Source organism: Roseiflexus sp. RS-1 (assembly GCF_000016665.1).
Lineage (GTDB): Bacteria > Chloroflexota > Chloroflexia > Chloroflexales > Roseiflexaceae > Roseiflexus.
In genome coordinates, this window is sequence record NC_009523.1 from 4,606,762 (window position 1) to 4,630,434 (window position 23,673).

The window sequence follows — 23,673 nt, forward strand, 5'->3', positions numbered from 1 at the left end:
CAGGCTCGGCAGTGATTCCGCTACGAGAGGCGAACCGGCTCGCGCAATTCGCCATCGAGACGCATGCGCTTCACCTTCTCGTGCAGATGGATAATGCCATCGATCAGCGCTTCGGGACGCGGCGGGCACCCGGCGACGTAGACATCGACCGGAACGATTTCATCGACACCCTGCACGATCGCGTAATTGTTGAACACCCCGCCGCACGCCGCACAATCTCCCATGGCGATCACCCATTTCGGGTCTGCCATCTGATCGTACAGGCGGCGCACGACCGGCGCCATTTTCCGCGAGACGCGCCCGGCGACGATCATGAGATCCGCCTGACGCGGTGATGCCCGGTTGATCTCCATCCCGAAACGCGACAGGTCGTAATTGGCGCCCTGCGCGCCCATCATCTCGATGGCGCAGCACGCCAGACCAAACAGCAGGGGCCACATCGCGCTCGATCGGCTCCAGTTGACCAGCTGTTCGAGCGATGCAGTGACGATTCCCATATCGCCCGCTTTTTGCTCTATTCCCATCGCAGTGCTCCTCGCCGCCACTCATAGATCAGTCCAATCACCAACACCACAAAGAACACCCCCATCGCCGCCAGCCCCGGAATGCCGAGTTGTCGATAGACCAGTGCATACGGGAACAGGAAGATGATCTCGATATCGAACAGAATGAACAGCATCGCCACCAGATTGAATTTTATCGGAAAACGACGCTGTGCGGGACCAATCGGCTCCATGCCCGACTCATAGGGCATCAATTTGCGCCGATTGGGGCGCTGCGGTCCCAGGTAGCGTGAGAGGACGATCACGAAGACCGCAATGAACATTGCGACCAGAAACAGCGTCAGAATGGGCAGATAGTCGATCAGCATCGATGGCGCCTTCGTCTGTATCGAATGGAGCAAACAAAGCGCGTGCCCGGGATGGCGGCGTCACCCGTGAAGCAGCGCCCGGATGCATGGCATTATACGCCCTTCCAGATTTGTGTCAAGATGCACAAAGTTGAATATGCGCCGCCTCGTGCGCCAGCAGCGCGCGTTTCCGTTCGATCCCCCAGCGATACCCGCCCAGGGCGCCATCGGCGCGCACGACTCGATGGCATGGCACGATCAGCGCCACCGGATTGCTGGCGCATGCTCGCGCCACGGCACGCACTGCATACGGACGTCCCAATCGTTGCGCCACTTCCTGATAGGTCTGTGTTGCGCCATATGGAATGGCGCGCAACGCCTCCCAGACCAGGCGCTGAAACGGGGTTGCCATCACGTCGAGCGGCAGGTCGAGGCGTTTCTGGACGCCGTTCAGGTAGCTGTGGATCGTGTCGGTCAAGTTGTTGCTCACATGCCCGGTATGCCGGATGATCGCGGTTCCGAACCTGCGCTCCAGGTCGTCCTGCAACATGTCCGGGTCATCACCGAGTGTCACAGCGCAGACCCCGTGCGCCGTCGCTGCGACGAGAAAGTATCCGAACCTGCAAGGTGCGATTGTTGCTGTGATTGTGCATGGATGATTCATGTCAGAGTCCTGGTCTGAACCGCAGCGCCAGCGCAGCGCCTGCCAGCAACAGCGCCGCTATCACCGTCCATGTGAGATGATCCGAACCGCCGGTGCGCGGCAGCGTCGCTGGTGCTGCCACGGTCGGCGTTGCGGCGATCCCGGCTGCTTCGGGAGTTGGTGTGGCTGTGGTCTCTACGGTTGGGGATGGCGTTTGGGTTGGTGTCGCCGGAACAGGCGTATCGCGCGGTTGCGGTTCCTCACGCGGAACCGGGCTTGGAGTTGGAGTGGATGTCGGGGTTGCTTCCGCCGGTCCGGGAATGATGCGGATGGGAACTTCCGCCTGGCGAGGCGCCTGGACTTCGTCGTCGAACTCGTCGCGCACGCCTGACGCTTCGGCGCGGTTGATGAATGCCGCCTCAACTGAGCGTAGCGCAGTGAAGACAGTCGTGACAGTAATGATTTCACCGGGTCGCAGTCGGGTCAGTCCAAGACCGGTCAAGACATTGTCCCATTCCAGCACGCCTTCTGTGATCGTCGCTGTCGATGTCAATGTTGGCGTTGGTATGGCGCTTGCGAATTGGAGGTAGGTCAGGTCGAACGTATCGCGCAGCGGAATGCGGGTCAGATCGGCAGCGCCATCGTTACTGATCGTGATCGTGAATGTGAGCGGGAGACCGCTGGCGGCAACCGTATCGGTCACGAGTTCTTTTCTCACAATCACCTGCCCGCCGATAGCATCGCCGGTGCTGCTTCGTTCGTCGCCGGCATATTCCTGCCCGCCAAACCCCACGGCGGCGCCGATGCGCGCCCGGTTCACGGTTGCGACCCGTGGCGCAATCGCGCGAAACACGGTGATGATTTCGATCGATTGCCCCGGATTGAGCGGACCAAAGACCGTATCGGTCGTCAGATCGCTCCAGGTGATCAATCCTCCGCCGGTTGCTGGCGTCACGATATTCGTCGACGAAAGCGGAATGGTGCGTTCGAGTTGCAGAATGCTCGACTCGTACTCATCGATCAGCGGCAGCGTGGTGATCGAGATCGTTCCGGTATTGGTGATTCGGATGGTGAAGGTCAACTCCTGTCCAACCTGAATGACATCCGAACCCTGCAGGCGTTTTGAGATCTCCATGCTCAATGTGCCGGTCTGCGCTGAAGGGGCGGCTGCCAGATTGGAGGGCACGGCGATGTAGCAGATCGCAACAGTTGCGACGGCAACGATCACTGCGGCAATGAACGGGCGCCATCCGGTTGATGTCGCAGGTGGTGGTGTCATGCACGCCTCCTGTGCTTGTCTGAGCCGTGTGCGCTACTCGCGCGGTCGAACCTGCCCGCCACGCCCCTTTTCGGTAGCCGGAGGATTGGTGATCGCTGCTCGTTCGCGTTCCTGCTGCGCTTCCCGGCGCGCCTCGGCATCCGCGATCAGGGCGACGGTTGCGCGGAATCCCCACACTGCCAGCAGCGCCGGCGCGATAAGGAGCAGTAAAAAGAATGGCGGCAGGGTTGCCAGAAACACAATAACGCTCATCAGCGCCTGCGTGACGATAGTGAAGAGCGGTCTGCCAAACGCCAGCACCAGTGCGTTCCGAAACGCAAGCAGCAGGCTCTGGCGTTCCTGCAACAACGCCAGTGGACCGAGATAGATCAACAGGCTGACCCACGCCGCCAGGAAATACGCGAACAGCATCATCAGGTAGATGCCGGGCGGCGCGTCTATCTGTGCATAGAAGACCACATTCACCAGGATGATGAGCAATCCCGCAAGCCAGGCGCCGTATATTTGCCATCCAAAGCGATAGTGCCGTCGTGCTCCTGCAATGAAGTCGCTCAGTGAAACGGTGCGCCCTTCGTGGATCCGTTGCGCGATCACCGTCAACCCGGCGCTCGCCATTCCCATTGGCAGGGTAGTCAACAGCAACAATGCCGCAGCGCCGAACGGCGCTCCACCAACCGCAAAGCCGGCTGCCAGGATCGGCAATGGAAGCGTGACCAGCAACCAGACCACGCTGATCAGCGTGAGTGGCAGCAGGTCCTCGAAGGTGTCGCGCGCTGATTGCCAGAAGACGCGAAATGGGTTCATATGTCCAGATAATTGCGCGAATACTTTCGATGTGGCACCATTGTATCAGGCTTTTGCACAGAACGATACACCCTTTCTCAACGGTCGCGGAGCAGGGCGTCGAGACGGCGAGCTGTTCGCAGGGTTCGCCATGGCGTTGGTGATGGTTCGAGCCAGGCGGCAAACGCTTCTTCCGATACGGTGCGCCGCGCCTGGATCGCGCGGCGTTCGCGCAAGAGTTGCGCCCGGTCGTGCAGCGCCTCGATGCGCCCGGCGATCATTGCTGGCTGACGGGCAAGTGCAGCGTATGCCAGCGCCAGGGTATCGTATGCCAGAATATCCGGCAGGCAGGAACGCAGAACACCCGAAGGAAAACAACGAATGATCGCGCGCAACCGGTTGCGTCCCAGCAATCGCTGCTTGAGCGGTGATCCCTGACCGCCGGTGGCGGAGTAGATGTGCCGCGCCCGCGCCGCAGGAACGACCAGGCATTCCCATCCGCGCAGTTGTGCGCGCCACGCCAGATCGACATCTTCCAGATAGTTGAAGAAATCCGGCGCCATCAAGCCGATGTCGTCGAGCATCGTCCGCCGGTAGAGCGCCAGCCCGCCGCTTGCCCCCATCACCGGTTGCGGTGCAGCGGGTAACGATCGCACGGCACGCCCCGTCCACAGATCGAGCGCCAGACCGTTGCGACAGGCGGTGATACCAGCAGAAGCCACCAGATCAGGGCGATGATCGAAGGTCAGCACGCCAGCAACCGCGCCAGAGCACGGGTGATCCCTCAGCGCCTCGACAAGCGCTGGCACGCATCCGGGTTCGACAAATGCGTCATTATTCAGCAGCAGAAGCAGATCACCACGCGCGGCGCGCAAGCCGGCGTTGACGCCGCCAGCGAACCCCAGATTTGCTGGCAGAGCCACGAGACGCACAGCGGACCAGGCATGCCGTAGCCACACGGCGGTGCCATCGATGGAACCGTTATCGACGACAATAATTTCATCGTCGGGGTGAAGTTGCGCCGTGACCGCGCGCAGGCAGGCATCCAGGAATCGTCTGCCGTTCCAGGTCACAATGATGACGGAGATCATGAGATGTCCACGATGCAACAAACCGGGTCATAAGAGCGTACAAGGTTATAGAATGTAGCGAAGCGGTTGAAGGAGAGAACAATGAACGTTGTGCATGATAACCGACGTTCAGTCGTGGTGGGTATTGGTCTGATCCTGTTGGGTTTCATCTGGTGGCTAAACCTGTGGTGGCTGTTGCCGCCGGGTGCATTGATTGCCGGTGGAGTGGCGGCATACATCCAGCGGCGCGCGCTACGAACCTCTGAAGCCGTCCAGGTTGGTTTGTGGGGTGTCGGGCTTGGGTTGCTGCTGCTGGTTGACTTTCTGTTCCCCGGCATCCTGTTCCTGGCTGGCGTCAGCCTCCTGATCCGCGGGCGCGAAGTCGGGATCGACGCGCAGATCCAGCACAGTATCAGCAGCTTGCGTCGTCCGCGCCAGAATACACCTCCGGCGTCGTCGACCAGCGTCCCGATCACCATTCACTCTGGCGCTGCGCCGCAAGCGCCTGTCACATCGCCCGATCACGCGGCTACCGGTGAAACGACACGCCTGCGCGAGTAATAGCAGCGTCCAGCGGTTCTACGAAACGACCCTGACGCCAGACGTCAGGGTCGTTTCCTATGGTGCACCCGGCACCGCGCTCAACGCCTGGATCCACGCACGCCAGTTGAGTTGAGGTGCAGGCGCAGGGAGCGGCGCTGGCGTCGGCGTCGCCTGGTTTGCAGGACGATCCTCGAAGGTTGGCAGAACAACCGTATCACCCTCAGCGGCGAGTCCAAGTTGCTCCCGCGCAATTTGTTCGGCATAGGCGGGGGACTCGGCATACTCCACCTGACTGAGCAGCGCGCGGTTTGTCGCCTCAATGCGGGCATTCTCGGCAAGCAACGCCTCACGCCGTTGCTCGAGTTGCGCGCCGGTCATGATCTGCCCGACGAAACTTGCCATCATCCACAGCGACAATACCACCATCGCCAGCGTGAGCGCGTGCACTCCGGCGCGCCCTGGATTCAGGCGTTCGCGCAATGTGAGGTTGCGTGACGCGGATACGTGTCGGCGACGGGGCATCAATCTCGACTCCAAAAAAGAAAGACACCAGTTACCGCAGAGCGCCGTGGATGAGGTTCTTGTGTCTGGGTACGCTCTGGCGATGACCAATCACGCCTTATGCTCATCGCGCCGGTCGGGACGTGGCGCTTCGAGGAGCAGCGGCTCATCGATATTGGTCGTCATCGAACTCTGACCACGGAACAGACCGCCTGGTTCGATGTGCAACGCAGATGTAGTAATATCACCCCAGACTTTGCCTGTCGGCGAAATTTCGAGTTGTTCAATCGCGGTGATTTCCCCCTTCACCGCGCCGGACACGTGAACGTTCTGCGCCTTGATCGTTGCAATCACCTGCCCTGTTTCGCCGATGATCAGATTTCCCAGAATCTCGATATCACCCTCGACTCTGCCATCGATCCTGATATTGCCATCAGATTTGAGGGTGCCGACAATGCTGGTGTTGGCGCCAATCACCGTCTCGGGCTTGCCGTTGAGATTCGCGGCGGGAAGAGCCTGAGACTGTTTTCTGTTGCCGAACATCGCTCCTCCTCTAACGGCGGTGTTGCTCGTTTGATGGCGCCGGGCGCTACGGATGACGCTCCCGGCGGCCAGTACCGCCAGAATGATCGCCAGAACGGCGACTGCGGCAATTATATAAGACGTTTGACCTTCGATCAACTTTTTGTCGCAGCGGAGTGTTCCGCTCCCTCCCCTACCGTCGGATCGTTCCATCCCAGTGTGCGCAGATATGCACGATCCGTCTCAGTCAACGCCGCGCGCGCCAGCAGGTCGGGACGGCGTTCCAGGGTGCGCCGCAATCGTTCACGCCGGCGCCACTGCGCAACCTCGCCGTGGTGACCGGAGACCAGCACCGGCGGCACTGCGCGCCCCTCCCATACCGCAGGGCGGGTGTACTGCGGATATTCCAGCAACCCGTCACTGAACGACTCATCGGCGATTGACTCAGCATCGATGACCCCCGGAACCAGGCGTGCAACCGCATCAATGATGACCATTGCCGCCAGTTCACCCCCCGTCAGCACATAGTCGCCGATCGAGATCTCGCGATCTATCAGCGCTTCGCGCACACGCTCGTCCACTCCTTCATAGCGCCCGCATACCAGCACCAGTCGCGGATAGGTCGCAAGTTCGGCGGCGATCCGTTGTGTGAACGGCTCACCATCGGGCGTCATCAGAATGACCGGCGGCTTCGGCGATTCTTCCGTCTCAGGCGCCATCGACAGCACCGCGCGGATGCATGCAGCGAGCGGTTCGGGTTTCATCACCATGCCCGCCCCGCCGCCGTATGGCGCATCATCGGTCGTCCGGTGACGATCAGTGGCATAGGCGCGAATGTCGTGCAGCACGACGTTGATGACCCCGGCTTGAATCGCCCGCTTGAGAATGCTCTCGTTGAGCGGACCGGCGAACATGCCCGGGAATAATGTCAGAACATCGAAGCGCATGCCTGCATTGTAGCACAGACCGGTTGCATTGCTGCACCTCCGGGGTGACAATCCGATCACGTATAATCTTGACAAAATAAATCAAATAATGCAACATATGGTCGGACCGGTTGCTTGAAACGTAAGGAGCAAGATCCATGACCCGCTTCGATGAATTTCTGAAGGCGAATGAAACATTTGCTGCCAGTTTCACCAAAGGTGATCTGCCAATGCCGCCGGCACGCAAGGTGGCTATTGTCGCCTGTATGGACGCTCGTCTGCATCCTGAGAAGGTATTGGGAATCGACATCGGCGATGCGCATGTCATTCGCAATGCTGGCGGACGCGCTCAGGACGCTCTCCGTTCGCTCGTTATTTCGCAGCGATTACTGGGCACACGCGAAATCGTCGTGCTCCACCATACCGACTGCGGTATGCTGACGTTCACCAACGAACAACTGGCGGCAAAGATTCAAGCTGATCTCGGCGTGGATGTGAAGGGACAGGATTTTCTGCCATTCGCCGATCTTGAACAGAGTGTGCGCGACGATGTCGCCTTCCTGCGCGACTCGCCGCTGATTCCGAAGGACATCCCGATCAGCGGCGCAATCTACGATGTGCGCACCGGCAGGGTGCATGCCGTCGTTCGCGCCTGAGACCGGCGTTCACCACACGACGACCTCCCGAAGTGAATGGAGATTGAAAATTAAATCCGCTATACTGCGCTAGCCGTGGGGCTGAAGCCCTCGGCTAAGCAAGGCGAAGCCCGCCTGCGCGGGCTATACCAGAATAATTACTCAAAGACCATATACTTCGGGAGGTCGTTGCGTTGGCGAGGATGACAGGCTGCAGGATCGAAAGCGGCACGACGGCGTAACAGGGGATGGTCTGTTTTGGAATAACTGTTCCGGTGAACGGGATCTACCGACTTTTCAGAAGTGCGAGGAGGCCGTTTCAACCCACACACGCTGAATGCCGATGAACTCTTGAGATGGCATGGTTTCCCCTTCAACCTCCAGACACAATTCGATCGCTTCTCGTATTCGTTTCATCAGGGTATCGAGCGATTTAGCCTGTGTATGACATCCGCGCAGTTCAGGGACGCTGGCGACGTAGTATCCTTCAGAGTCGCGTTCGATAATAACGTTAAAGGCGCGAGGCATTCTTCGTTTCCTTAGCGCGTGACGGTATTCAGTAGCAGGTGCTGCTCTCGAAAAACGTTGTGGATGCTACATCCGTAAGCAGTGTAAGAGGATAGCGACAGCGGTTATGCTGTATGCACGATGCTCATTTTCGCGCACTTCAATTATAAGATAATGAACGTCCCTGGTCAACTCGTCGCCCCTGCGCCTGCACGGTGCATACCATCATTCACGCACCAGCGTCCGCCACACGACGACCTCCCGCAGTATCACTTCGGGAGGTCGTTGTGTCGGCGAGGATGACAGGCGGCGGGGATCGAAAGCGGCATGATGGCGTAACAGGGGATGGTCTTCTCTGGAACGTCCGTTCTGGCGAATGGAATCTACCGACTGCTCAACAGTCGGCGCTCATCAGCGGTGGGCGGCAGAACGGCGTGCAGTGTTTTGATGGCTTTCTCCACTGCCTCGCGCTGGCAGTCCCACAACCTCTTCGCGCGAGAACACGTCGGGATCGAACGTATTCCGGGTGACGGGCAAGTCGTTAATAATGATGTTATCCGCCATCTTTTGCAGGTACATGCGGGTCGTTTTCTACGGTTGGCTCTCCAGAATCTCCTTAAGAATCGGCTTGACAGCGGGGATCCTCTCCTTGATCGTTCGCCACACAAGCTGGTAGTCCACGCCGAAAAAGCCGTGAATAAGCCGGTCTCTCATACCAGCCATCTCTCGCCAGGGGATCTCGGGATGTCTCCGGCGCAAATCATCGGGAATGAACCTGGCGGCTTCGCCAACGATCTCAAGTTGCCGCACGACAGCGCTCGTGGTTTTATCATCAGCAAGAAAATCGTCGAATGTCATACCGTGAACGAAGGTCTCGATGCGCTCCATGGCCTGAAGAACATCTTCCGTGTAGGCTCGATAGTTTCTCATATTCATATCGCTGTCATCTCTCTGAACACCTCTTCCCGAATTTCCTCGCGGAGGGAACGTTTAGAGCGTGATCAAAAACTAACATCTCGGATAGAGCCGATTCAGGAGCATTGCAATAGAACCAAGATAAAGAAAGGCTTCGCTTGATTCTGGATTGCGGTTGTTGCGGCGAATAATTATTCGCCGCTCCCAGCGATTGCGTCCCGCCCACGCAATCGAGCGTTCCACCACCCATCGCTTCGGGATGACGGCAAATCCCTTTTGTCCAGGCGGTTTTTCAATGACATTCAGGCGTATCGTCGTGTTCTGTTGCATCCATTCATTTAACCCTTGTTTGTATCCTTCATCCACCCGAATCTCTTGCATCCGAGGAAACGATTGATGATGCGCGGCCAAAAGCCACTCCGCGCCTTCGGTATCAGAGATGTCCGCCGGATGGACGAGCACGCGCAGCAAGAACCCTTTTGTATCAACCCAGCATTGCCGTTTGCGCCCATTGACCTTTTTTTCCCCATCGTAGCCGCGTTCTCCGCCTGCTTCGGTCGTTTTGACGGATTGGGAGTCCAGGACGCTGATGGACGGCTCCGGGTCACGATCCAACGCTTGTCGCGCCAGTTTCCGCAGCATATCATTCATTTTGACGAACGTTCCATCACGATTCCATTTGTCAAAATAGTACCGAACGGAGCTCATTGGCGGAACATCCGTCGGAAGCATGCGCCATTGACAGCCCGTGCGATGTTTGTACAGCAGGGCGTTGACGATCGCGCGGCGATCGATGTCGGTCGGACGCCCGCCGTTGGGCGACGGGGTGACGACGAGTGGCGCGATGGCGGCCCATTGCGCATCGGTCAGATCAGTTGCATCCTTGGTTGGATAGGATCGAAGCGCACGTCGTGGCATACGAGATTGCTCCTTATCAGAACGGCATGGTCGCCATCACGATACCACAAATCCGGTTTTCTGATCGCCCTCTGAAGGAGACCACTTGCCGACTCTGCTGGTTGCGATTCCCCAGGTGCCGCCGATGGCTTTCCAGTCAAGTTCGCCGGCTTCTCTACCATCACGGAGGTAACTGAGCCAGTACATGTACGGACGCAACTCGCGAATGTAGCTCATTCGATTTGGGTATGGCGGTGAGGTAATCACACACGTATAGTAATGATGTGGCAATAATGCTGAAAGGTCTCTGGCATCGCAGAGAAAAATCCCAGGCGTCGCACGTATGTCGCTGCGGGCAGACGAAACGATCTCGCTGACCGCAACTTCCCACGTCGCCCTCACCTCATCCGCGACATCATAAAAAAGCGGCGCGTTTATCTTTTGCTTGAAGGACATCGACTGGTGATCGAAACTGGCGCTCGAATGTGTGATTATAACTCTGCAAAACGCTATCTTGAGCAAATCTATAACCTTTTCCGGGTAAATCTCGCCCATTTTATTGATCATACCCATCATGTTACCAATTATTTGAAGAACATCACTATCCCACCATCGCTCAATCTGGTGAATTGGCGGAATCCAGACACCAGCAGAATTGGAGAGAGTGATAGATTCAGAAATAATCTGAGCGGCAGATTGAAGTTCCGCAATATCTTCCGAACTATATGGAGCAGTCTTAACTTTTGTCAGCCAGAGGAGAAAGGGATTGATATCGGTCGTATCGACAGTGATGCCTTTTTCTGCACAAACAAGGGCAGTTGTCCCTGTCCCGCAAAAAGGATCGAGGACAATGGCATCCTGTGGCGCTATGTGAGAAAGTATTTCTTGAACCAGATGAACCGAGTATGCGGGAGTCAACCTCAACCATCCGTAACGCGTCTGCCTGAGGTTTGCTTTGTGTGTCAGGTGGCAGGATAATCCGGGTTTGTGTGGTATCATGAGTTTTATTGTGGAGAAAAGCGTAGCATGGGTCGGTGCTGTACAGCACCTCGAATTCGCTCAGCGTCAATCGTAAGTGTTCACATTTCTTCCGGGAGCACGCGCATCGTGCCCTCGGAGACGTGATGCGGGCGAGACGCCCGCGCGCCGTTCAGGTTCATAGGTGCGCGCGCCTCCGGCGCGCATATCAGCAGCGCCTGCCCTGGGTGCGCGCGCCTCCGGCGCGCATATCAGCAGCGCCTGCCCTGGGTGCGCGCGCCTCCGGCGCGCATATCAGCAGCGCCTGCCCTGGGTGCGCGCGCCTCCGGCGCGCCCGCGCGCGAGACGCCCGCGCGCCATTCAGGTTCACGCGGGCGAGACGCCCGCGCTCCATTCAGGTTCACACGGGTGAGACGCCCACGCTCCGTACAGGTTCATGGGTGCGCGCGCCTCCGGCGCGCATATCAGCAGCGCCTGCCCTGGGTGCGCGCGCCTCCGGCGCGCATATCAGCAGCGCCTGCCCTGGGTGCGCGCGCCTCCGGCGCGCATATCAGCAGCGCCTGCCCTGGGTGCGCGCGCCTCCGGCGCGCATGCCAGCGAGGATATGCCTCCGGCGTGCAGGCGGGCGGGACGCCCGCGCTCCCGGGCGCGTGGGTTACCCCAGGGATGAACAGTTACCGCTGCGCTTCGCCGTCACCCCAGCACCCCTGTCACCAGCGCCAGCAACACGCCGCCAGCGACGACGCTGCCCAGTTGCCCGGCGGTGTTGGCACCCATCGCGTGCATCAGAATGAAATTGTCGGCATCTTCGTCGAGCGCCACTTTTGCTGCCAGACGACCTGCCATCGGGAAGGCGGAGATGCCGGCTGCACCGATCAGCGGGTTGATCGCCCCGCCGCTGACCAGCGCCAGGAACTTGCCGAACAGCAGCCCGGCGACGGTGTCCAGAATGAACGCCAGCAACCCCAATCCGAGCACTTGCAGCGTCACCAGGTTCAGAAACGAATCGGCGCTCATCGTCGAGCCAATGGTCAATCCGAGGAACAGGGTGGCAATATTAATGATCTCGTTCTGCGCCGCTTTGCTCAACCGATCCACCACGCCACTCTCACGCAGCAGGTTGCCCAGCATCAGCATACTGATCAGCGGCGTCGCCGCCGGCACCAGCATCCCGATAGTCAGAGTCACGACGATTGGGAACAGCACCAGCGCCCGCCGCGACACCGGACGCGGTGCGTATGCCATGCGGATGATCCGCTCGCGGCGCGACGTCAGCAACCGCATCAGCGGCGGTTGAATGATCGGCACCAGGCTCATGTATGAGTAAGCGGCGACCGCGATCGGCGCTAGCAGTTCGGGCGCGAGTTGCGAAGCGACATAGATCGATGTGGGTCCGTCGATAGCGCCGATGACCCCGATCGAAGCCGCCTGATTCAGCGGGAAGCCGAGGAGCATCGCCAGGATCAACGTGCCGAAGATGCCAAACTGACCGGCGGCGCCGAGCAGCGCCATGCGCGGCATCGCCAGCAACGGGCTGAAATCGATCATCGCTCCAACGCCAACGAAGATCAGCAACGGAAACAGTTCGGTGCTGATCCCGGCGCGGTAGAGGATGCCAAACAACCCTTCGCCGTCGGTCATGCCGGTCAACGGAATGTTCGCTACCAGGCAACCAAAGCCGATCGGCAGCAGCAACACCGGCTCGTACTGCTTCACCACCGCCAGGGCGATCAGCGTTGCCGCAACGGCGATCATCACCAGGTTGCCGGGGGTGAAGTTCGCCAGACCTTTGGTCAATTCGGGAATGAGCGTCGAAAAATCCATATGGAAGGTCTCTCGCTAATCCGGCGTGATGACCAGCAACGCCTGATGGTGTTTGACCTGATCCCCTGCTTTGACGTGCACCATCGCAACAACACCGGACTGCTTCGCACGAATGCTGTTCTGCATTTTCATCGCTTCCAGCACGCACACTTCCTGCCCTGCGGTCACCCGGTCGCCGGGCTGGACTTTGACAGCAACGATAATGCCGGGAATTGGCGCCAGCACTGCGCCGCTCTCAGGAGATCCACTCCTCGCTGGCATGGAAGCAGGCGTCGGTGTCGATGTCACCGGCGCCGGCGGCGGGACCGATGGCGGCAACCGACCGCCATCGAGCGAACCGATAGCCAGCACGGGTGACGCTTCAGGCCAGACCTCGAAGCGTTCTCCTTCGACGATAGCAATCACCGGACGCGCACTGAGATCGACGATCTCAACGTCGTATGCGGTTCCTTCGATCACGACACGCACTTTCATCATGGTTCCCGTCCCGGTCGCCCAAAGCGAACCATGCGCGTCGCCGCCTGCCATGGGCTGACTGCTGACGTTGGCGACACGCTGCTGCGTACCATCTGCTCTCGTGCCAGGGCAACGGCAACCGCCGCCGCTGCCGCACGCCGTCGTCGTTCGCGCATGGCTTCCTGATCCGGCAGCGAAACGCCAGCCTCAACCGATGGGGCGGCGGTCGTTTCTTCCCCGGCGCCCCCGGACGTCAGAAACGTGAGCAGCGCCATCAACCCCCACAGCAGAAAAAGCGCGCCAAAGGTGATGCTCATGCCAAGCGCCAGGATCTGCAGGGCAACGTTGAGATTATCGATCATAGCGTCACTCCTCCGCCACTACCCCAGATCACTGTTCACACCTGGAGGAACACACGCGCCTGGAATCGCGGGCATCCCGCCCCTGTCGCGTCTCCGAGGGCACGATGTCCTCGCTCCCGGAAGAAATGTGAACACGTACTACACCGGCATATTCCCGTGGCGTCGCGGCGGCGGCGCAACTGATTTGTTGCGCAGCGCGTCGAGCGCAGCGATCACCCGCGCGCGCGTCTCGCGCGGTTCGATCACATCATCGAAAAAGCCAGCCGCCGCCGCGTGGTAGGGATTGTTGAACTTCCGTTCATATTCGCGCGCGAGACGCGCGCGCTCGGCGGCGGGGTCGGGCGCTCTGGCGATCTGATCGCGGTACAACAGGTTCACTGCGCCATCGGCGCCCATCACCGCCACTTCGGCGCTGGGCCAGGCAAAGTTGATGTCGCCACCCAGCGGTTTGCTGCTCATCACGATATACGCCCCGCCATACGCCTTGCGGGTCACAATGCTGATCTTCGGCACGGTCGCTTCGGCATAGGCATAGAGCACTTTCGCGCCATGCCGGATGATGCCGCGATGCTCCTGGTCGATGCCGGGTAGAAAGCCGGGCGAATCGACAAAAGTCACCAGTGGAATGTTGAAGCAGTCGCAGGTGCGCACAAACCGTGCAATCTTGTCGGAGGCGTCGATATCGATCACGCCAGCCATAACGCCCGGCTCCTGTGCGACGATTCCGACACTGCGCCCGCCCATGCGCGCCCATCCGGTGATAGCGTTCATTGCCCACATCGGTTGCAATTCCAGCCAGGATCCGCGATCCACGACACGCTCAATGACATCGTGCATGCGATACGCCCGACCTGGATCAAGAGGAATGATCCGGTTCAACTCTTCATCGGCACGCAATGGGTCATCGTCATTCGGGAGAACAGGCGGGTTCTCGGTGTTGTTCGAGGGCAGGTAGGAAAGCGCGCGCCGACAGAGCGCCAGCGCCGTCTGATCGTCCGGCGCGGTCAGGTGACACGTACCGCTGATGGTCATATGCACATTTGCACCACCAAGCCCTTCCAGGTCGATGATTTCGCCGGTGACTTCCTTGATCACGTCGGGACCGGTGATGAACATGAAGGATCGCCGTTCGACCATGATGATCAGATCGGTGACGGCGGGCGAATAGGCTGCACCACCGGCGCACGGACCGAGCATCACGCTGATCTGCGGTACGACGCCGGAACATCTGGTGTTGCGGCGGAAGATTTCGCCGTAGCCGCCAAGACTGTGGACGCCCTCCTGAATGCGCGCGCCGCCCGAGTCGATCAACCCGATGATCGGCGCCCCTTCACTGAATGCCAGGTCCATCACCCGACAGATTTTGCGCGCCTGCGCTTCGCCAAGCGACCCGCCGAGAACAGTGAAATCCTGCGAGTAGACAAATACCGTGCGCCCGTCGATCCTGCCTGCGCCGGTCACGACGCCATCGCCGTAGAACGTTTCGCCATCGACCGGTCTGCCGGTGGTGTAGGGTTCCAACTCCTGAAAACTGCCGGGATCGAGGAGCAGATCAAGTCGCTCACGCGCCGTCAGTTTGCCGCGCGCGTGGTGGCGCGCGATGCGCTCTGGACCGCCGCCCTGCCGCGCACGTTCGCGCATTGCGCGCAGTTCCAGCACCCGCGGGTCCTCACCGGTCAGTGATTGATCGCCCGCGTCAATAGCCTGTGCTGTCGAGATATGTTCCTGCGATGGAGCGCCATCGGTCTCTGCCATTATTCCGTTCCTCCTGATATGCCTCCCATTTCCCGAAGACGTTCCGCTGCCGGGTTGTCGTCCATAGTGCAGCCATCTGGATCGGCACCGTCTCGGTCGTGATACAATGCCGATACAAACAAGGAGCATGCGCCTATGTCTGATGTCGTTACCCTCGGCGAGTGCATGGCTGTTCTGTACCCGCCCGATCCTGTCTCGCTGGACGAAGCCCGCACCCTGCTGATCGACATCGGCGGCGCGGAGGCGAACCTTGCCATCGCGCTCTGCCGACTCGGTCACAGCGCGCGTTTCATCAGTCGGGTCGGCGATGATCCGTTTGGGAGGCGGGTGCGCGCTGTGCTATCTACCGAGGGAGTCGATACATCCGCGCTTCTGATCGATCCCGAAGCGCCAACCGGGGTCTTCTTCCGCGAATGGCTCGCCGATGGCGCGCGACGTGTCTACTATTATCGCCGCAACTCAGCCGCGAGTCGAATCACGCCGGACGATCTCACGCCAGCACAGTTCAACGGCGCGCGCATTGTTCACCTGACCGGCATCACGCCTGCGCTGAGCGCGTCCTGCGCTGCCGCCTGCGAGCGCGCGATTGAACTGGCGCGCGCTGCCGGTGCGCTGATCTCCTTCGACCCCAATTTCCGTCCACGATTATGGAGCGCATCACAGGCGCGCGATACGCTCCTGCCGTTGATGCGCGCCGCCGATATCCTGTTGATCGGGCATGAAGATGCGCAGGCGCTCCTGGAAGTTGACAACGACGACGACGCGCTGATGGCGGCGGCAGCGCTGGGTGCACAGGTCGTGGTGCTGAAATGCGCCGAACGCGGCGCACGTGCGCTGGCGAACGGGCAGCACGTCACGACGCCAGCTTACCCGGTCCGCCAGGTGGTTGATCCGGTCGGCGCTGGTGACGGCTTCGATGCCGGTTTTCTTGCGGGATGGCTGCGCGGATGGAGTATGTCCGATTCGCTGGCGCTCGGAGCGCGCATCGGCGCGGCTGCGGTCGAAACATTGGGCGATTACGTCGGATATCCGCGCGTCTGAACGATGCACCGTTCAGACAAGGCGCTGCGATCACCGTATCACCAAATCACATCTGCTCACGGAACGACACACCGTACCGCTTGCGCGCATCGAGCCAGGCGCGCCGGATAAGTTCGCGTACCTCTTCCGGTTGATGCACATTGCGCAGCGTCACTTCCGGCGTCGACGGATCTGCGCCACGGAGGTGGATATCGCCAATGCCGAATATGCGCTCACCGGCGTTCTGCGTGAAATCGATATCCTGCAATCGCACCAGTTCGATATCGTCGATATTGCGTCCGATCAACCCACGATAGATGCGCACGCGCTCGGTTGTCAGCACATAGCGCTCGGTGATCGAGAGGAACGGACGCCCTTCCCACAACACACGCTCCTCCCCGGAGACCTCAGCAGAAACCCGAGGCGCTACCTCATCGAGCATCTGGTTCACGGTCGGCAGCAGGGTATCGGCGATTGCCGCCACCAGACGATCCTGCTGATCGCGCGGTACTGACGAGAGATCGACGCCGCTCTGTGCGATCGCCTGCCAGACGGCGGCGACCACGCGGGCGCGATTTTGTTCAAGCGTCATATGACACTCCTTGTCGTTTCAGCGATTGATCGTCGCACCGCTGGAAACGACCGTCTGCCCGCCGAACGACGCCGCAGTGACGCGGGGACGGATGACGACATTCCTGCCGATGCGCACATTCGCCGGTATCTGCGCACTCCGCCCGACGAGGGTCAGACCGGTGTTCAGCAGTTCAGGAGCGCGCTGGTTGGGGGTGTTATCCTCGCCATCGCCAACAATTGTGTTACTGCCGATCACGACTTCTTTATCAACGATGCAGCGATCCACCACCGCGCCCGCTTCGACGACTGCGCCGCTCAGCAGGATCGAGTCGCGCACCGTCGCACCTTCGGCAACGACCACTCCAGGAGCGATGATCGAGCGTGCCACCGTGCCATAGATGCGGCAGCCATCACAGAGCAGGTTGCCATCGACCCGCGCATTTTCGCCGATTTCAGCAGCCGGACGCTCCTCGCTCTTCGTGTGGATCACCCATTCGGGATCGTGCAGATCGAGCGCCGGGGTTTCGACGAGCAGCGCCATATTTGCCTCATAGTACGCCTGCACCGTTCCGACATCAGCCCAGTACCCCTGGAAATGGTACGACACGACGCTCGTCTGATGCACCAGTTTAGGCATCAGGTCGCGCCCGATATTCTGTTCATCGCCGCTCGCCAGCACTTCCATCAGGAAGTTTTTGCGGAAGACGTAGATCCCCATCGATGCCAGGCTCGAACGCGGACGACGCGGCTTCTCCTCGAACTGCGTCACAATACCGTCGGCATCGACCGAAACGATGCCGTAGCGATGCGCTTCGTGCGGGCTGACGCTATGCACCGCCAGGGTGAGATCGGCATCGAGGTCCTCGTGCAACTGAAGCATGGGGCGATAATCCATCTTGTACACATGGTCGCCAGCCAGCACCAGCACCGCATCGACCTTCTGTTCGGCGATGATGTCGAGGTTGGCGCGCAGCGCATCGGCATTGCCCCGCTGCCACGCCCCGCCTTCGCTGGTCAGATACGGGTGCAGCACACGCACCCCCCCGATGCGCCGGTCGAGGTCCCACGGCTTGCCGACGCCGATGTGTTCGTGGAGCGACCGCGGGCGGTACTGGGTCAACACGCCGACGTTGTAAATGCCGGAGTTGACGCAGTTCGAGAGGGTAAAATCGATAATCCGGTACTTGCCGGCAAACGGCACCGCTGCTTCCGAACGCTCGGCGGTCAGGACGCTCAACGCCGGACTTTCGCCGCCAGCCAGGATCATTGCGTATGTGCGAAGCATATGCGCCTCTAAATCGTCTCACCCGACTTGACATCGCCTGCCGGGAAATCTTCTTCCTCGCGGTCGGCATTAATGATGACGTTGCGCCCGATCCGGATGTGCGGCGGAATATGGGCGCCTTTGCCAACAATGGTAATGCCGGTCATCAGTTTATCGGGCTGCTCACGGTTCGGGGTTGTGAAATCATCGCCGCATCCCAGGCGCACCCCCGCTCCAACGACCACGTTCTTGTCCACGATCACCCGGTCGAGCACCGCGCCAGGACCGATCCAGGTATCGTTCATGACCACGCTGTCGCGCACAACTGCGCCGGGAGAGACGTACACACCCGGCGAGAGCACTGAATGCTCAACCGTGCCGCGAATGATGCACCCGTTGCAGATCAGACTGCGACTGACGCGCGCCTGCGGTCCCATCTTGGCGGGTGGGCGCTCCTCGCTGCGCGTATGGATGACCCATTCGGTATCGTACAGGTTGAGGGTATTGTTCGGGTTGAGCAGATCCATGCTCGTTTCCCAGTACGACTGGATCGTTCCAACATCGACCCAGTATCCCTGGAAGGGAAACGCATAAACCGCATCGCGTCCGATCATCGCAGGAATGACGTGCTTGCCGAAGTCGATGCGCGGCGATCCTTCGCCATTTTCGCTCAGACGTTTGACCAGCGTATCGACATTGAAGAGGTAAATCCCCATGCTGGCCAGTGTTCCCTTGTCGCGGTTCTTTGGCTTTTCGGTGAACTCAATCACCCGCTGATTCTCATCGACAGTCATAATGCCGAAGCGATCCGTCTCTTCGAGCGGCACATGCATGACCGCGACGGTCATATCAGCACGTTTTTGCTGATGAAACTCGATCATTTCGGCATAGTTCATTTTATAAATGTGATCGCCGCTCAGGATCAGCACCAGATCGGCGCGGCGCTCGTGAATGTAGTTGAGGTTCTGGTACACCGCATCCGCCGTGCCCTTGTACCAGCTTTCGTCGCGACGCCCCTGGTACGGTTGCAGCAACTGCACACCGCCGTTGGCGCGATCAAGGTCCCACGGCTTGCCGTTGCCGATGTGAGCATTCAGCGAATGCGGACGGTACTGCGTCAGTACCGCGACATCGAAGATGCCGGAGTTGACGCAGTTCGAGAGGGTAAAATCGATAATGCGGAACTTCCCGGCAAACGGCACCGAGGGCTTGGCGCGTTTCTCCGAAAGGACACTCAGCCGCGTTCCCTCGCCGCCAGCCATGATCATGGCAACGACTCGCACAGTCGGCCTCCAGCCACTGACGACAGGCGCAAAAGAGCGCTGCCGAAGGCGTATTGCAGAACGTACAGATGGGCGACCTGATGAGTTGCTTTCCATTTCAAACTATACCATACTCCTGCGTATGCTGTAAAGCGTTTCCGGCGCATTTTTGGGTCTTTCCACCTTCAAACGTCAACCCTGCCGGATCGCCTGCAACACCTGTTCCAACAGGACGCTATTGGTTCCGATTGCTTCGCCAGCGTGGATCGTTGGAATACCATTCCAGTCGGTGAATGTGCCACCCGCCTCGGTCACGATCGGAAAAAGCGCCGCGCAATCCCAGACGCTCATCACCGGGTCAATCATGATCTCGGCGCGACCGGTTGCGACCAGGCTGTAGCCGTAGGCATCGCCCCAGGTGCGCACCAGACGCACCGATCCTGCCAGACGACGGTAGGCGGATTCGCGCCCATGCGGCGCCATGCTCTCGGCGTCGCTGGAGAGAAGGGTCGCCTGGCGCAACTCGCTGACCGGTGAGACGCGCGCACGCCTGCCGTTCCACAGACATCCCTGCCCTTTCGCTGCGGTCAGAAAATCACCGAGCGCGGGGAAGGATACCGCACCGACCACCGATTCGCCGTCGCGCTCCAGCCCGACCAGGACACCATAAAGCGGCACGCCCTGAACGAACGATTTCGTGCCGTCAATCGGGTCGAGGATCCAGCGGTGCGACGCGCCGGGGCGCGTTTCGCCCTCCTCCTCGCCGAGAATACTGTGGTGTGGATAGCGATCCTCGATCATGCGACGCATCAATCGCTCCGCCTCGCGATCGGCAACAGTCACCGGCGTCTGATCGTCCTTGATATCCGGCGTGAGACCGGTTTGAAAATAGCGCAGCGTCAACCGACCGGCATGCCACGCCAGGTCGGCGGCGAATTCGCGCAGCGCGTCAAGCGTTTCAGAAGCCATGCGCTCTCCTCTGCGAACCACGGGTTTTCTGCTCACCAGCCTCTGCATTATAGGATATCTTGCTGATCCGGTCGCAAGCCCCGAATGTGTGGTATAATGTCGAGGTTGTTATCATCGAGATTGAGCTGAGTGGACGACTTGGCTCAAACGTAGCCAGGGAGGACACTCAGTGTCGTTCGACTCATTTCGCTTTCATCCGCAGATTACCGCCGGTATTCGCGACCTCGGATACCATACGCCGACTCCTATCCAGGAACAGGTTATTCCCCACGCTCTGGACGGGCGTGATGTCATTGGCATCGCGCAAACCGGCACCGGCAAGACGGCAGCGTTCGTACTGCCCATCCTGCAACGCCTCATGCGGGGACCGCGCGGTCGTGTGCGTGCCATGATCGTCACGCCGACCCGTGAACTGGCGGAGCAGATTCAGGGGGTGATCGAGGCGCTCGGCAAATACACCGGGCTTCGCAGCGTCACCCTGTACGGCGGCGTCGGGTATCAGGGGCAGATCCAGCGGCTGCGACGCGGCGTCGAGATTGCCGTCGTTTGTCCGGGGCGTTTGCTCGACCATCTGGAACGTGGGACGCTAACGCTCGAGCATCTGGATATGCTGATCCTCGATGAAGCCGATCAGATGTTCGATATGGGATTTTTGCCCGATGTCCGCCGAATTCTGCGCCTTGCGCCGGCGCAGCGTCAGACGATGCTTTTCTCGGCGACAATGCCCGACGCGATTCGCGCACTGGCGCGCGAGGCGTTGCGTGAACCGCAGACGATTCAGATCGGGCGCAGTGCGCCGGTTTCCACTGTCACCCACGCGATCTATCCGGTTGCCGAGCACCTGAAGACGGCACTGTTGATCGAGTTGCTGCGCCACACCGACACCGGATCGGTGCTGATTTTCACCCGTACGAAGCACCGCGCGCAACATCTCAGCGATACACTGGCGCGCATGGGGTACCGGGCGACAGCATTGCAGGGCAATATGTCGCAGAACCGTCGCCAGGCGGCGCTTGACGGGTTCCGCAGCGGCAGGTATCAGATCCTGGTCGCAACTGATATTGCCGCGCGCGGCATCGATGTGGCGCATATTTCGCACGTCATCAACTACGATATGCCGCAAACCGCCGAGGCGTACACCCATCGCATCGGGCGCACCGGGCGTGCAGCGCGCACCGGGGACGCATTTACGCTGGTAACCCGTAGCGATACAGGAATGGTGCGCGCTATCGAGCGCCTGATCGGCGAGCCGTTGAAACGCGAAACCGTGCCCGGCTTCGATTATCACGCGGCAGCGCCGGCACACGATGCCCGGTCTGATCACGCACCCCGTCACCACGCAATGCCGCGCCACTATGAGCCACATTCCCAGGATGAGCGGGACAATCGGGCGCCGCGCCGCCACGATGCGCAAGAGCGGCGATCTGATACCGCGCCGCGCCGTCGCGATGTGCAAGAGTGGCGATCTGATGCCGCGCCGAACCGCCACAAACCCCGCTCCCGCGATACGTCTGCGCGTTCAACCCGCGCCGATCGCTCTGATCGAACGGTTTCGGGGCGGCGACGACCGTAATGTTATTCCAATGCACCGTTGCCCTTTATCCCCTGCCCTTACAGAGGCAGGGTTTTTGGAAGTCCCTGTGTTCCTTCGCTCGTTTTGGGCTTCAGGACGCCCAAACGCCCTCTTCTCCCCGTGTGGGTTGAAAGGGGGGATTCGCAGGCAGTGTGTCAACCGTTTCCGTTCCACCGCACACCTGGGCCGATCCGTCGGTAGCATGATCATCACGGAAGGATGGCACGTCACGGAGGATGAGGATGTCCCGCACGTCCACGGAACGGCTGTCTGGCGCGTGAACGGCAAATACGCGGGCAGTGGATGGCCCGCACGTCCACGGAACGGCTCGTGCAGCAGCAGCACCAGCCCCGCTTCCCGCGCGTGCTGCGGCGCTGGTGCTGCGCCCTGTCCCGCTGGGTTATGGGCGCCTGCCTGGCGGGGAGCGCCAATGGTCCGGCGCTGGCGCCGCCGACGACCGGCGCGCCGCCGCGCCAGCGCGCGAGCGGCGTGGCGCAGCGGGTGATCCGCCTGCTCCAGCGGGGGAAGCACCAGCTGCGCTGGTTGCTGGCGCACAGGCGTTGGTGGGTCCGGTTGTGGGTGCGCCCGGAGCCGTTGCCGAAAAGAGGTGACAGGATCACCATGCATATGTATACCCCGTCCCAATGCCTGAAATCGCCCTAAATCCCCCCCCTTTCACCCCCTTCTCCCACACAGGGAGAAGGGGGATTCTGGGCGTCCTGATGCCTGAAACGGGGGATAGCACGCGGGGGCGCGCCGCTGCCCCCTTCCTTTGCCCCTCATCCCCCCTGCCCTCTGCTTCCGCACGGGGAGAAGGGGGAGTTTGGGCGTCCTGATGCCTGAAACGGGGGATAGCACGCGGGGGCGCGCCGCTGCCCCCTTCCTTTGCCCCTCATCCCCCCTGCCCTCTGCTTCCGCACGGGGAGAAGGGGGAGTTTGGGCGTCCTGATGCCTGAAACGGGGGATAGCACGCGGGGGCGCGCCGCTGCCCCCTTCCTTTGCCCCTCATCCCCCCTGCCCTCTGCTTCCGCACGGGGAGAAGGGGGAGTTTGGGCGTCCTGATGCCTGAAACGGGGGATAGCACGCGGGGGCGCGCCGCTGCCCCCTTCTCCCACACGGGGAGAAGGGGGAGTTTGGGCGTCCTGATGCCTGAAACGGGGGATAGCACGCGGGGGCGCGCCGCTGCCCCCTTCTCCCACACGGGGAGAAGGGGGAGTTTGGGCGTCCTGATGCCTGAAACGGGGGATAGCACGCGGGGGCGCGCCGCTGCCCCCTTCCTTTGCCCCTCATCCCCCCTGCCCCCTTCTCCCACAAGGGGAGAAGGGGGGATTCTGGGCGTTCTGATGCCTGAAACGGGGGATGGAGCGCACTGCTTCCTTCAGGCGGTGCGGTCGTGATCGTTCCGTAACAAAACTGGCATGAAACCGCTAACGTTCTGGCACATTTGCGAAAGAGGTTTGAAGTATACTGTGCGGTAGTAAAACGCGCCGCAGAGCCGCTGAGTGAAAAATCTTTTTTCCGCCCTCTGCGCCCCGGCGGTGAAAAATAAATGCACCGCAGCGACGC

The 23,673-nt window shown here is 60.4% G+C and carries 26 protein-coding genes; 5 read left to right on the top strand and 21 right to left on the bottom strand.

Annotation, left to right across the window (positions count from 1 at the left end; all coding sequences use genetic code 11):
- Nucleotides 1-20: 20 nt before the first annotated feature.
- The 6 genes from ROSERS_RS18955 to ROSERS_RS18980 all read right to left on the bottom strand — a co-directional run bounded on the left by ROSERS_RS18955 (nucleotide 21) and on the right by ROSERS_RS18980 (nucleotide 4,646).
- Nucleotides 21-524, bottom strand: a complete 504-nt coding sequence (locus ROSERS_RS18955; RefSeq protein ID WP_011958374.1) for an NADH-quinone oxidoreductase subunit B — start codon at nucleotides 522-524, stop codon at nucleotides 21-23.
- On the bottom strand, nucleotides 515-871 hold the full coding sequence (locus ROSERS_RS18960; RefSeq protein ID WP_011958375.1) for an NADH-quinone oxidoreductase subunit A: 357 nt from the start codon (nucleotides 869-871) through the stop codon (nucleotides 515-517). Before ROSERS_RS18960 ends, ROSERS_RS18955 begins: the two co-directional genes overlap by 10 nt.
- 115 nt (nucleotides 872-986) lie before the next feature.
- On the bottom strand, nucleotides 987-1,514 hold the full coding sequence (locus tag ROSERS_RS18965; RefSeq protein ID WP_011958376.1) for a methylated-DNA--[protein]-cysteine S-methyltransferase: 528 nt from the start codon (nucleotides 1,512-1,514) through the stop codon (nucleotides 987-989).
- A 1-nt stretch (nucleotide 1,515) separates the two neighbouring features.
- Nucleotides 1,516-2,772 (bottom strand): LPXTG cell wall anchor domain-containing protein, encoded by a 1,257-nt coding sequence (locus tag ROSERS_RS18970; RefSeq protein ID WP_011958377.1) that lies wholly within the window; start codon nucleotides 2,770-2,772, stop codon nucleotides 1,516-1,518.
- A 33-nt stretch (nucleotides 2,773-2,805) separates the two neighbouring features.
- Nucleotides 2,806-3,576 (bottom strand): hypothetical protein, encoded by a 771-nt coding sequence (locus ROSERS_RS18975; RefSeq protein ID WP_011958378.1) that lies wholly within the window; start codon nucleotides 3,574-3,576, stop codon nucleotides 2,806-2,808.
- Nucleotides 3,577-3,653: 77 nt separating this feature from the next.
- Entirely contained in the window at nucleotides 3,654-4,646 is a 993-nt protein-coding gene (locus tag ROSERS_RS18980; RefSeq protein WP_011958379.1) for a glycosyltransferase family 2 protein, read from the bottom strand.
- An 81-nt stretch (nucleotides 4,647-4,727) separates the two neighbouring features.
- Here ROSERS_RS18980 and ROSERS_RS18985 point away from each other — a divergent pair, with 81 nt between their 5' ends.
- Nucleotides 4,728-5,186, top strand: coding sequence for a hypothetical protein (locus tag ROSERS_RS18985; protein WP_011958380.1), 459 nt, complete (start codon nucleotides 4,728-4,730; stop codon nucleotides 5,184-5,186).
- A 57-nt stretch (nucleotides 5,187-5,243) separates the two neighbouring features.
- Here the strand turns inward: ROSERS_RS18985 and ROSERS_RS18990 are convergent, their stop codons facing one another.
- From ROSERS_RS18990 to trmD, 3 genes are all read right to left on the bottom strand, one after another.
- Nucleotides 5,244-5,690 (bottom strand): FtsB family cell division protein, encoded by a 447-nt coding sequence (locus tag ROSERS_RS18990; RefSeq protein WP_011958381.1) that lies wholly within the window; start codon nucleotides 5,688-5,690, stop codon nucleotides 5,244-5,246.
- 90 nt (nucleotides 5,691-5,780) lie between these two features.
- Nucleotides 5,781-6,212, bottom strand: coding sequence for a bactofilin family protein (locus tag ROSERS_RS18995; protein WP_011958382.1), 432 nt, complete (start codon nucleotides 6,210-6,212; stop codon nucleotides 5,781-5,783).
- A gap of 134 nt (nucleotides 6,213-6,346) precedes the next feature.
- On the bottom strand, nucleotides 6,347-7,138 hold the full coding sequence (trmD, locus tag ROSERS_RS19000; protein WP_041334117.1) for a tRNA (guanosine(37)-N1)-methyltransferase TrmD: 792 nt from the start codon (nucleotides 7,136-7,138) through the stop codon (nucleotides 6,347-6,349).
- A gap of 137 nt (nucleotides 7,139-7,275) precedes the next feature.
- Here trmD and ROSERS_RS19005 point away from each other — a divergent pair, with 137 nt between their 5' ends.
- Nucleotides 7,276-7,773 carry a beta-class carbonic anhydrase gene (locus tag ROSERS_RS19005; RefSeq protein ID WP_041334119.1) on the top strand — a complete coding sequence of 166 codons (498 nt, stop codon included), beginning with the start codon at nucleotides 7,276-7,278 and terminating at the stop codon, nucleotides 7,771-7,773.
- 276 nt (nucleotides 7,774-8,049) lie between these two features.
- Here ROSERS_RS19005 and ROSERS_RS19010 read toward each other — a convergent pair whose 3' ends face one another.
- From ROSERS_RS19010 to ROSERS_RS19050, 8 genes are all read right to left on the bottom strand, one after another.
- Nucleotides 8,050-8,280 (bottom strand): type II toxin-antitoxin system HicB family antitoxin, encoded by a 231-nt coding sequence (locus ROSERS_RS19010; RefSeq protein WP_011958385.1) that lies wholly within the window; start codon nucleotides 8,278-8,280, stop codon nucleotides 8,050-8,052.
- A gap of 570 nt (nucleotides 8,281-8,850) precedes the next feature.
- Nucleotides 8,851-9,189, bottom strand: coding sequence for a HepT-like ribonuclease domain-containing protein (locus ROSERS_RS19015; protein ID WP_157041159.1), 339 nt, complete (start codon nucleotides 9,187-9,189; stop codon nucleotides 8,851-8,853).
- Nucleotides 9,190-9,267: 78 nt separating this feature from the next.
- Nucleotides 9,268-10,092, bottom strand: a complete 825-nt coding sequence (locus tag ROSERS_RS19020; RefSeq protein WP_011958387.1) for an IS5 family transposase — start codon at nucleotides 10,090-10,092, stop codon at nucleotides 9,268-9,270.
- A gap of 36 nt (nucleotides 10,093-10,128) precedes the next feature.
- Entirely contained in the window at nucleotides 10,129-10,989 is an 861-nt protein-coding gene (locus tag ROSERS_RS19025) for a DNA methyltransferase (RefSeq protein ID WP_232282676.1), read from the bottom strand.
- Nucleotides 10,990-11,742: 753 nt separating this feature from the next.
- Nucleotides 11,743-12,873 carry a sodium ion-translocating decarboxylase subunit beta gene (locus tag ROSERS_RS19035; protein WP_011958389.1) on the bottom strand — a complete coding sequence of 377 codons (1,131 nt, stop codon included), beginning with the start codon at nucleotides 12,871-12,873 and terminating at the stop codon, nucleotides 11,743-11,745.
- A gap of 15 nt (nucleotides 12,874-12,888) precedes the next feature.
- The gene (locus ROSERS_RS19040; RefSeq protein WP_011958390.1) at nucleotides 12,889-13,350 is read right to left on the bottom strand and encodes a biotin/lipoyl-containing protein; all 462 of its coding nucleotides are present in this window, start codon (nucleotides 13,348-13,350) and stop codon (nucleotides 12,889-12,891) included.
- Complete coding sequence (locus ROSERS_RS19045; protein ID WP_011958391.1) at nucleotides 13,347-13,691, bottom strand: OadG family protein; 345 nt, start codon at nucleotides 13,689-13,691, stop codon at nucleotides 13,347-13,349. Before ROSERS_RS19045 ends, ROSERS_RS19040 begins: the two co-directional genes overlap by 4 nt.
- 138 nt (nucleotides 13,692-13,829) lie before the next feature.
- Nucleotides 13,830-15,446, bottom strand: a complete 1,617-nt coding sequence (locus ROSERS_RS19050) for an acyl-CoA carboxylase subunit beta (protein ID WP_011958392.1) — start codon at nucleotides 15,444-15,446, stop codon at nucleotides 13,830-13,832.
- Between the two features lie 135 nt (nucleotides 15,447-15,581).
- On the opposite strand from ROSERS_RS19050, the gene ROSERS_RS19055 reads away from it, so the two are divergent.
- A complete protein-coding gene (locus ROSERS_RS19055) occupies nucleotides 15,582-16,487 on the top strand; it encodes a sugar kinase (protein WP_011958393.1) in 906 nt (301 codons plus the stop codon).
- A gap of 46 nt (nucleotides 16,488-16,533) precedes the next feature.
- Here the strand turns inward: ROSERS_RS19055 and ROSERS_RS19060 are convergent, their stop codons facing one another.
- From ROSERS_RS19060 to hisN, 4 genes are all read right to left on the bottom strand, one after another.
- Nucleotides 16,534-17,058, bottom strand: coding sequence for a PH domain-containing protein (locus ROSERS_RS19060; protein ID WP_011958394.1), 525 nt, complete (start codon nucleotides 17,056-17,058; stop codon nucleotides 16,534-16,536).
- An 18-nt stretch (nucleotides 17,059-17,076) separates the two neighbouring features.
- A complete protein-coding gene (locus ROSERS_RS19065; protein ID WP_011958395.1) occupies nucleotides 17,077-18,324 on the bottom strand; it encodes a glucose-1-phosphate adenylyltransferase family protein in 1,248 nt (415 codons plus the stop codon).
- Nucleotides 18,325-18,332: 8 nt separating this feature from the next.
- Nucleotides 18,333-19,586: a glucose-1-phosphate adenylyltransferase gene (locus ROSERS_RS19070; RefSeq protein WP_011958396.1), complete on the bottom strand. Its 1,254-nt coding sequence runs from the start codon at nucleotides 19,584-19,586 to the stop codon at nucleotides 18,333-18,335.
- 171 nt (nucleotides 19,587-19,757) lie between these two features.
- The gene (hisN, locus tag ROSERS_RS19075; protein WP_011958397.1) at nucleotides 19,758-20,534 is read right to left on the bottom strand and encodes a histidinol-phosphatase; all 777 of its coding nucleotides are present in this window, start codon (nucleotides 20,532-20,534) and stop codon (nucleotides 19,758-19,760) included.
- A gap of 169 nt (nucleotides 20,535-20,703) precedes the next feature.
- Between hisN and ROSERS_RS19080 the strand changes: the two genes are divergently transcribed.
- Both ROSERS_RS19080 and ROSERS_RS26225 read left to right on the top strand, forming a co-directional pair.
- Nucleotides 20,704-22,107 carry a DEAD/DEAH box helicase gene (locus tag ROSERS_RS19080; protein ID WP_011958398.1) on the top strand — a complete coding sequence of 468 codons (1,404 nt, stop codon included), beginning with the start codon at nucleotides 20,704-20,706 and terminating at the stop codon, nucleotides 22,105-22,107.
- Between the two features lie 330 nt (nucleotides 22,108-22,437).
- On the top strand, nucleotides 22,438-22,770 hold the full coding sequence (locus ROSERS_RS26225; RefSeq protein WP_232282677.1) for a hypothetical protein: 333 nt from the start codon (nucleotides 22,438-22,440) through the stop codon (nucleotides 22,768-22,770).
- The last annotated feature ends 903 nt before the right edge of the window (nucleotides 22,771-23,673 follow it).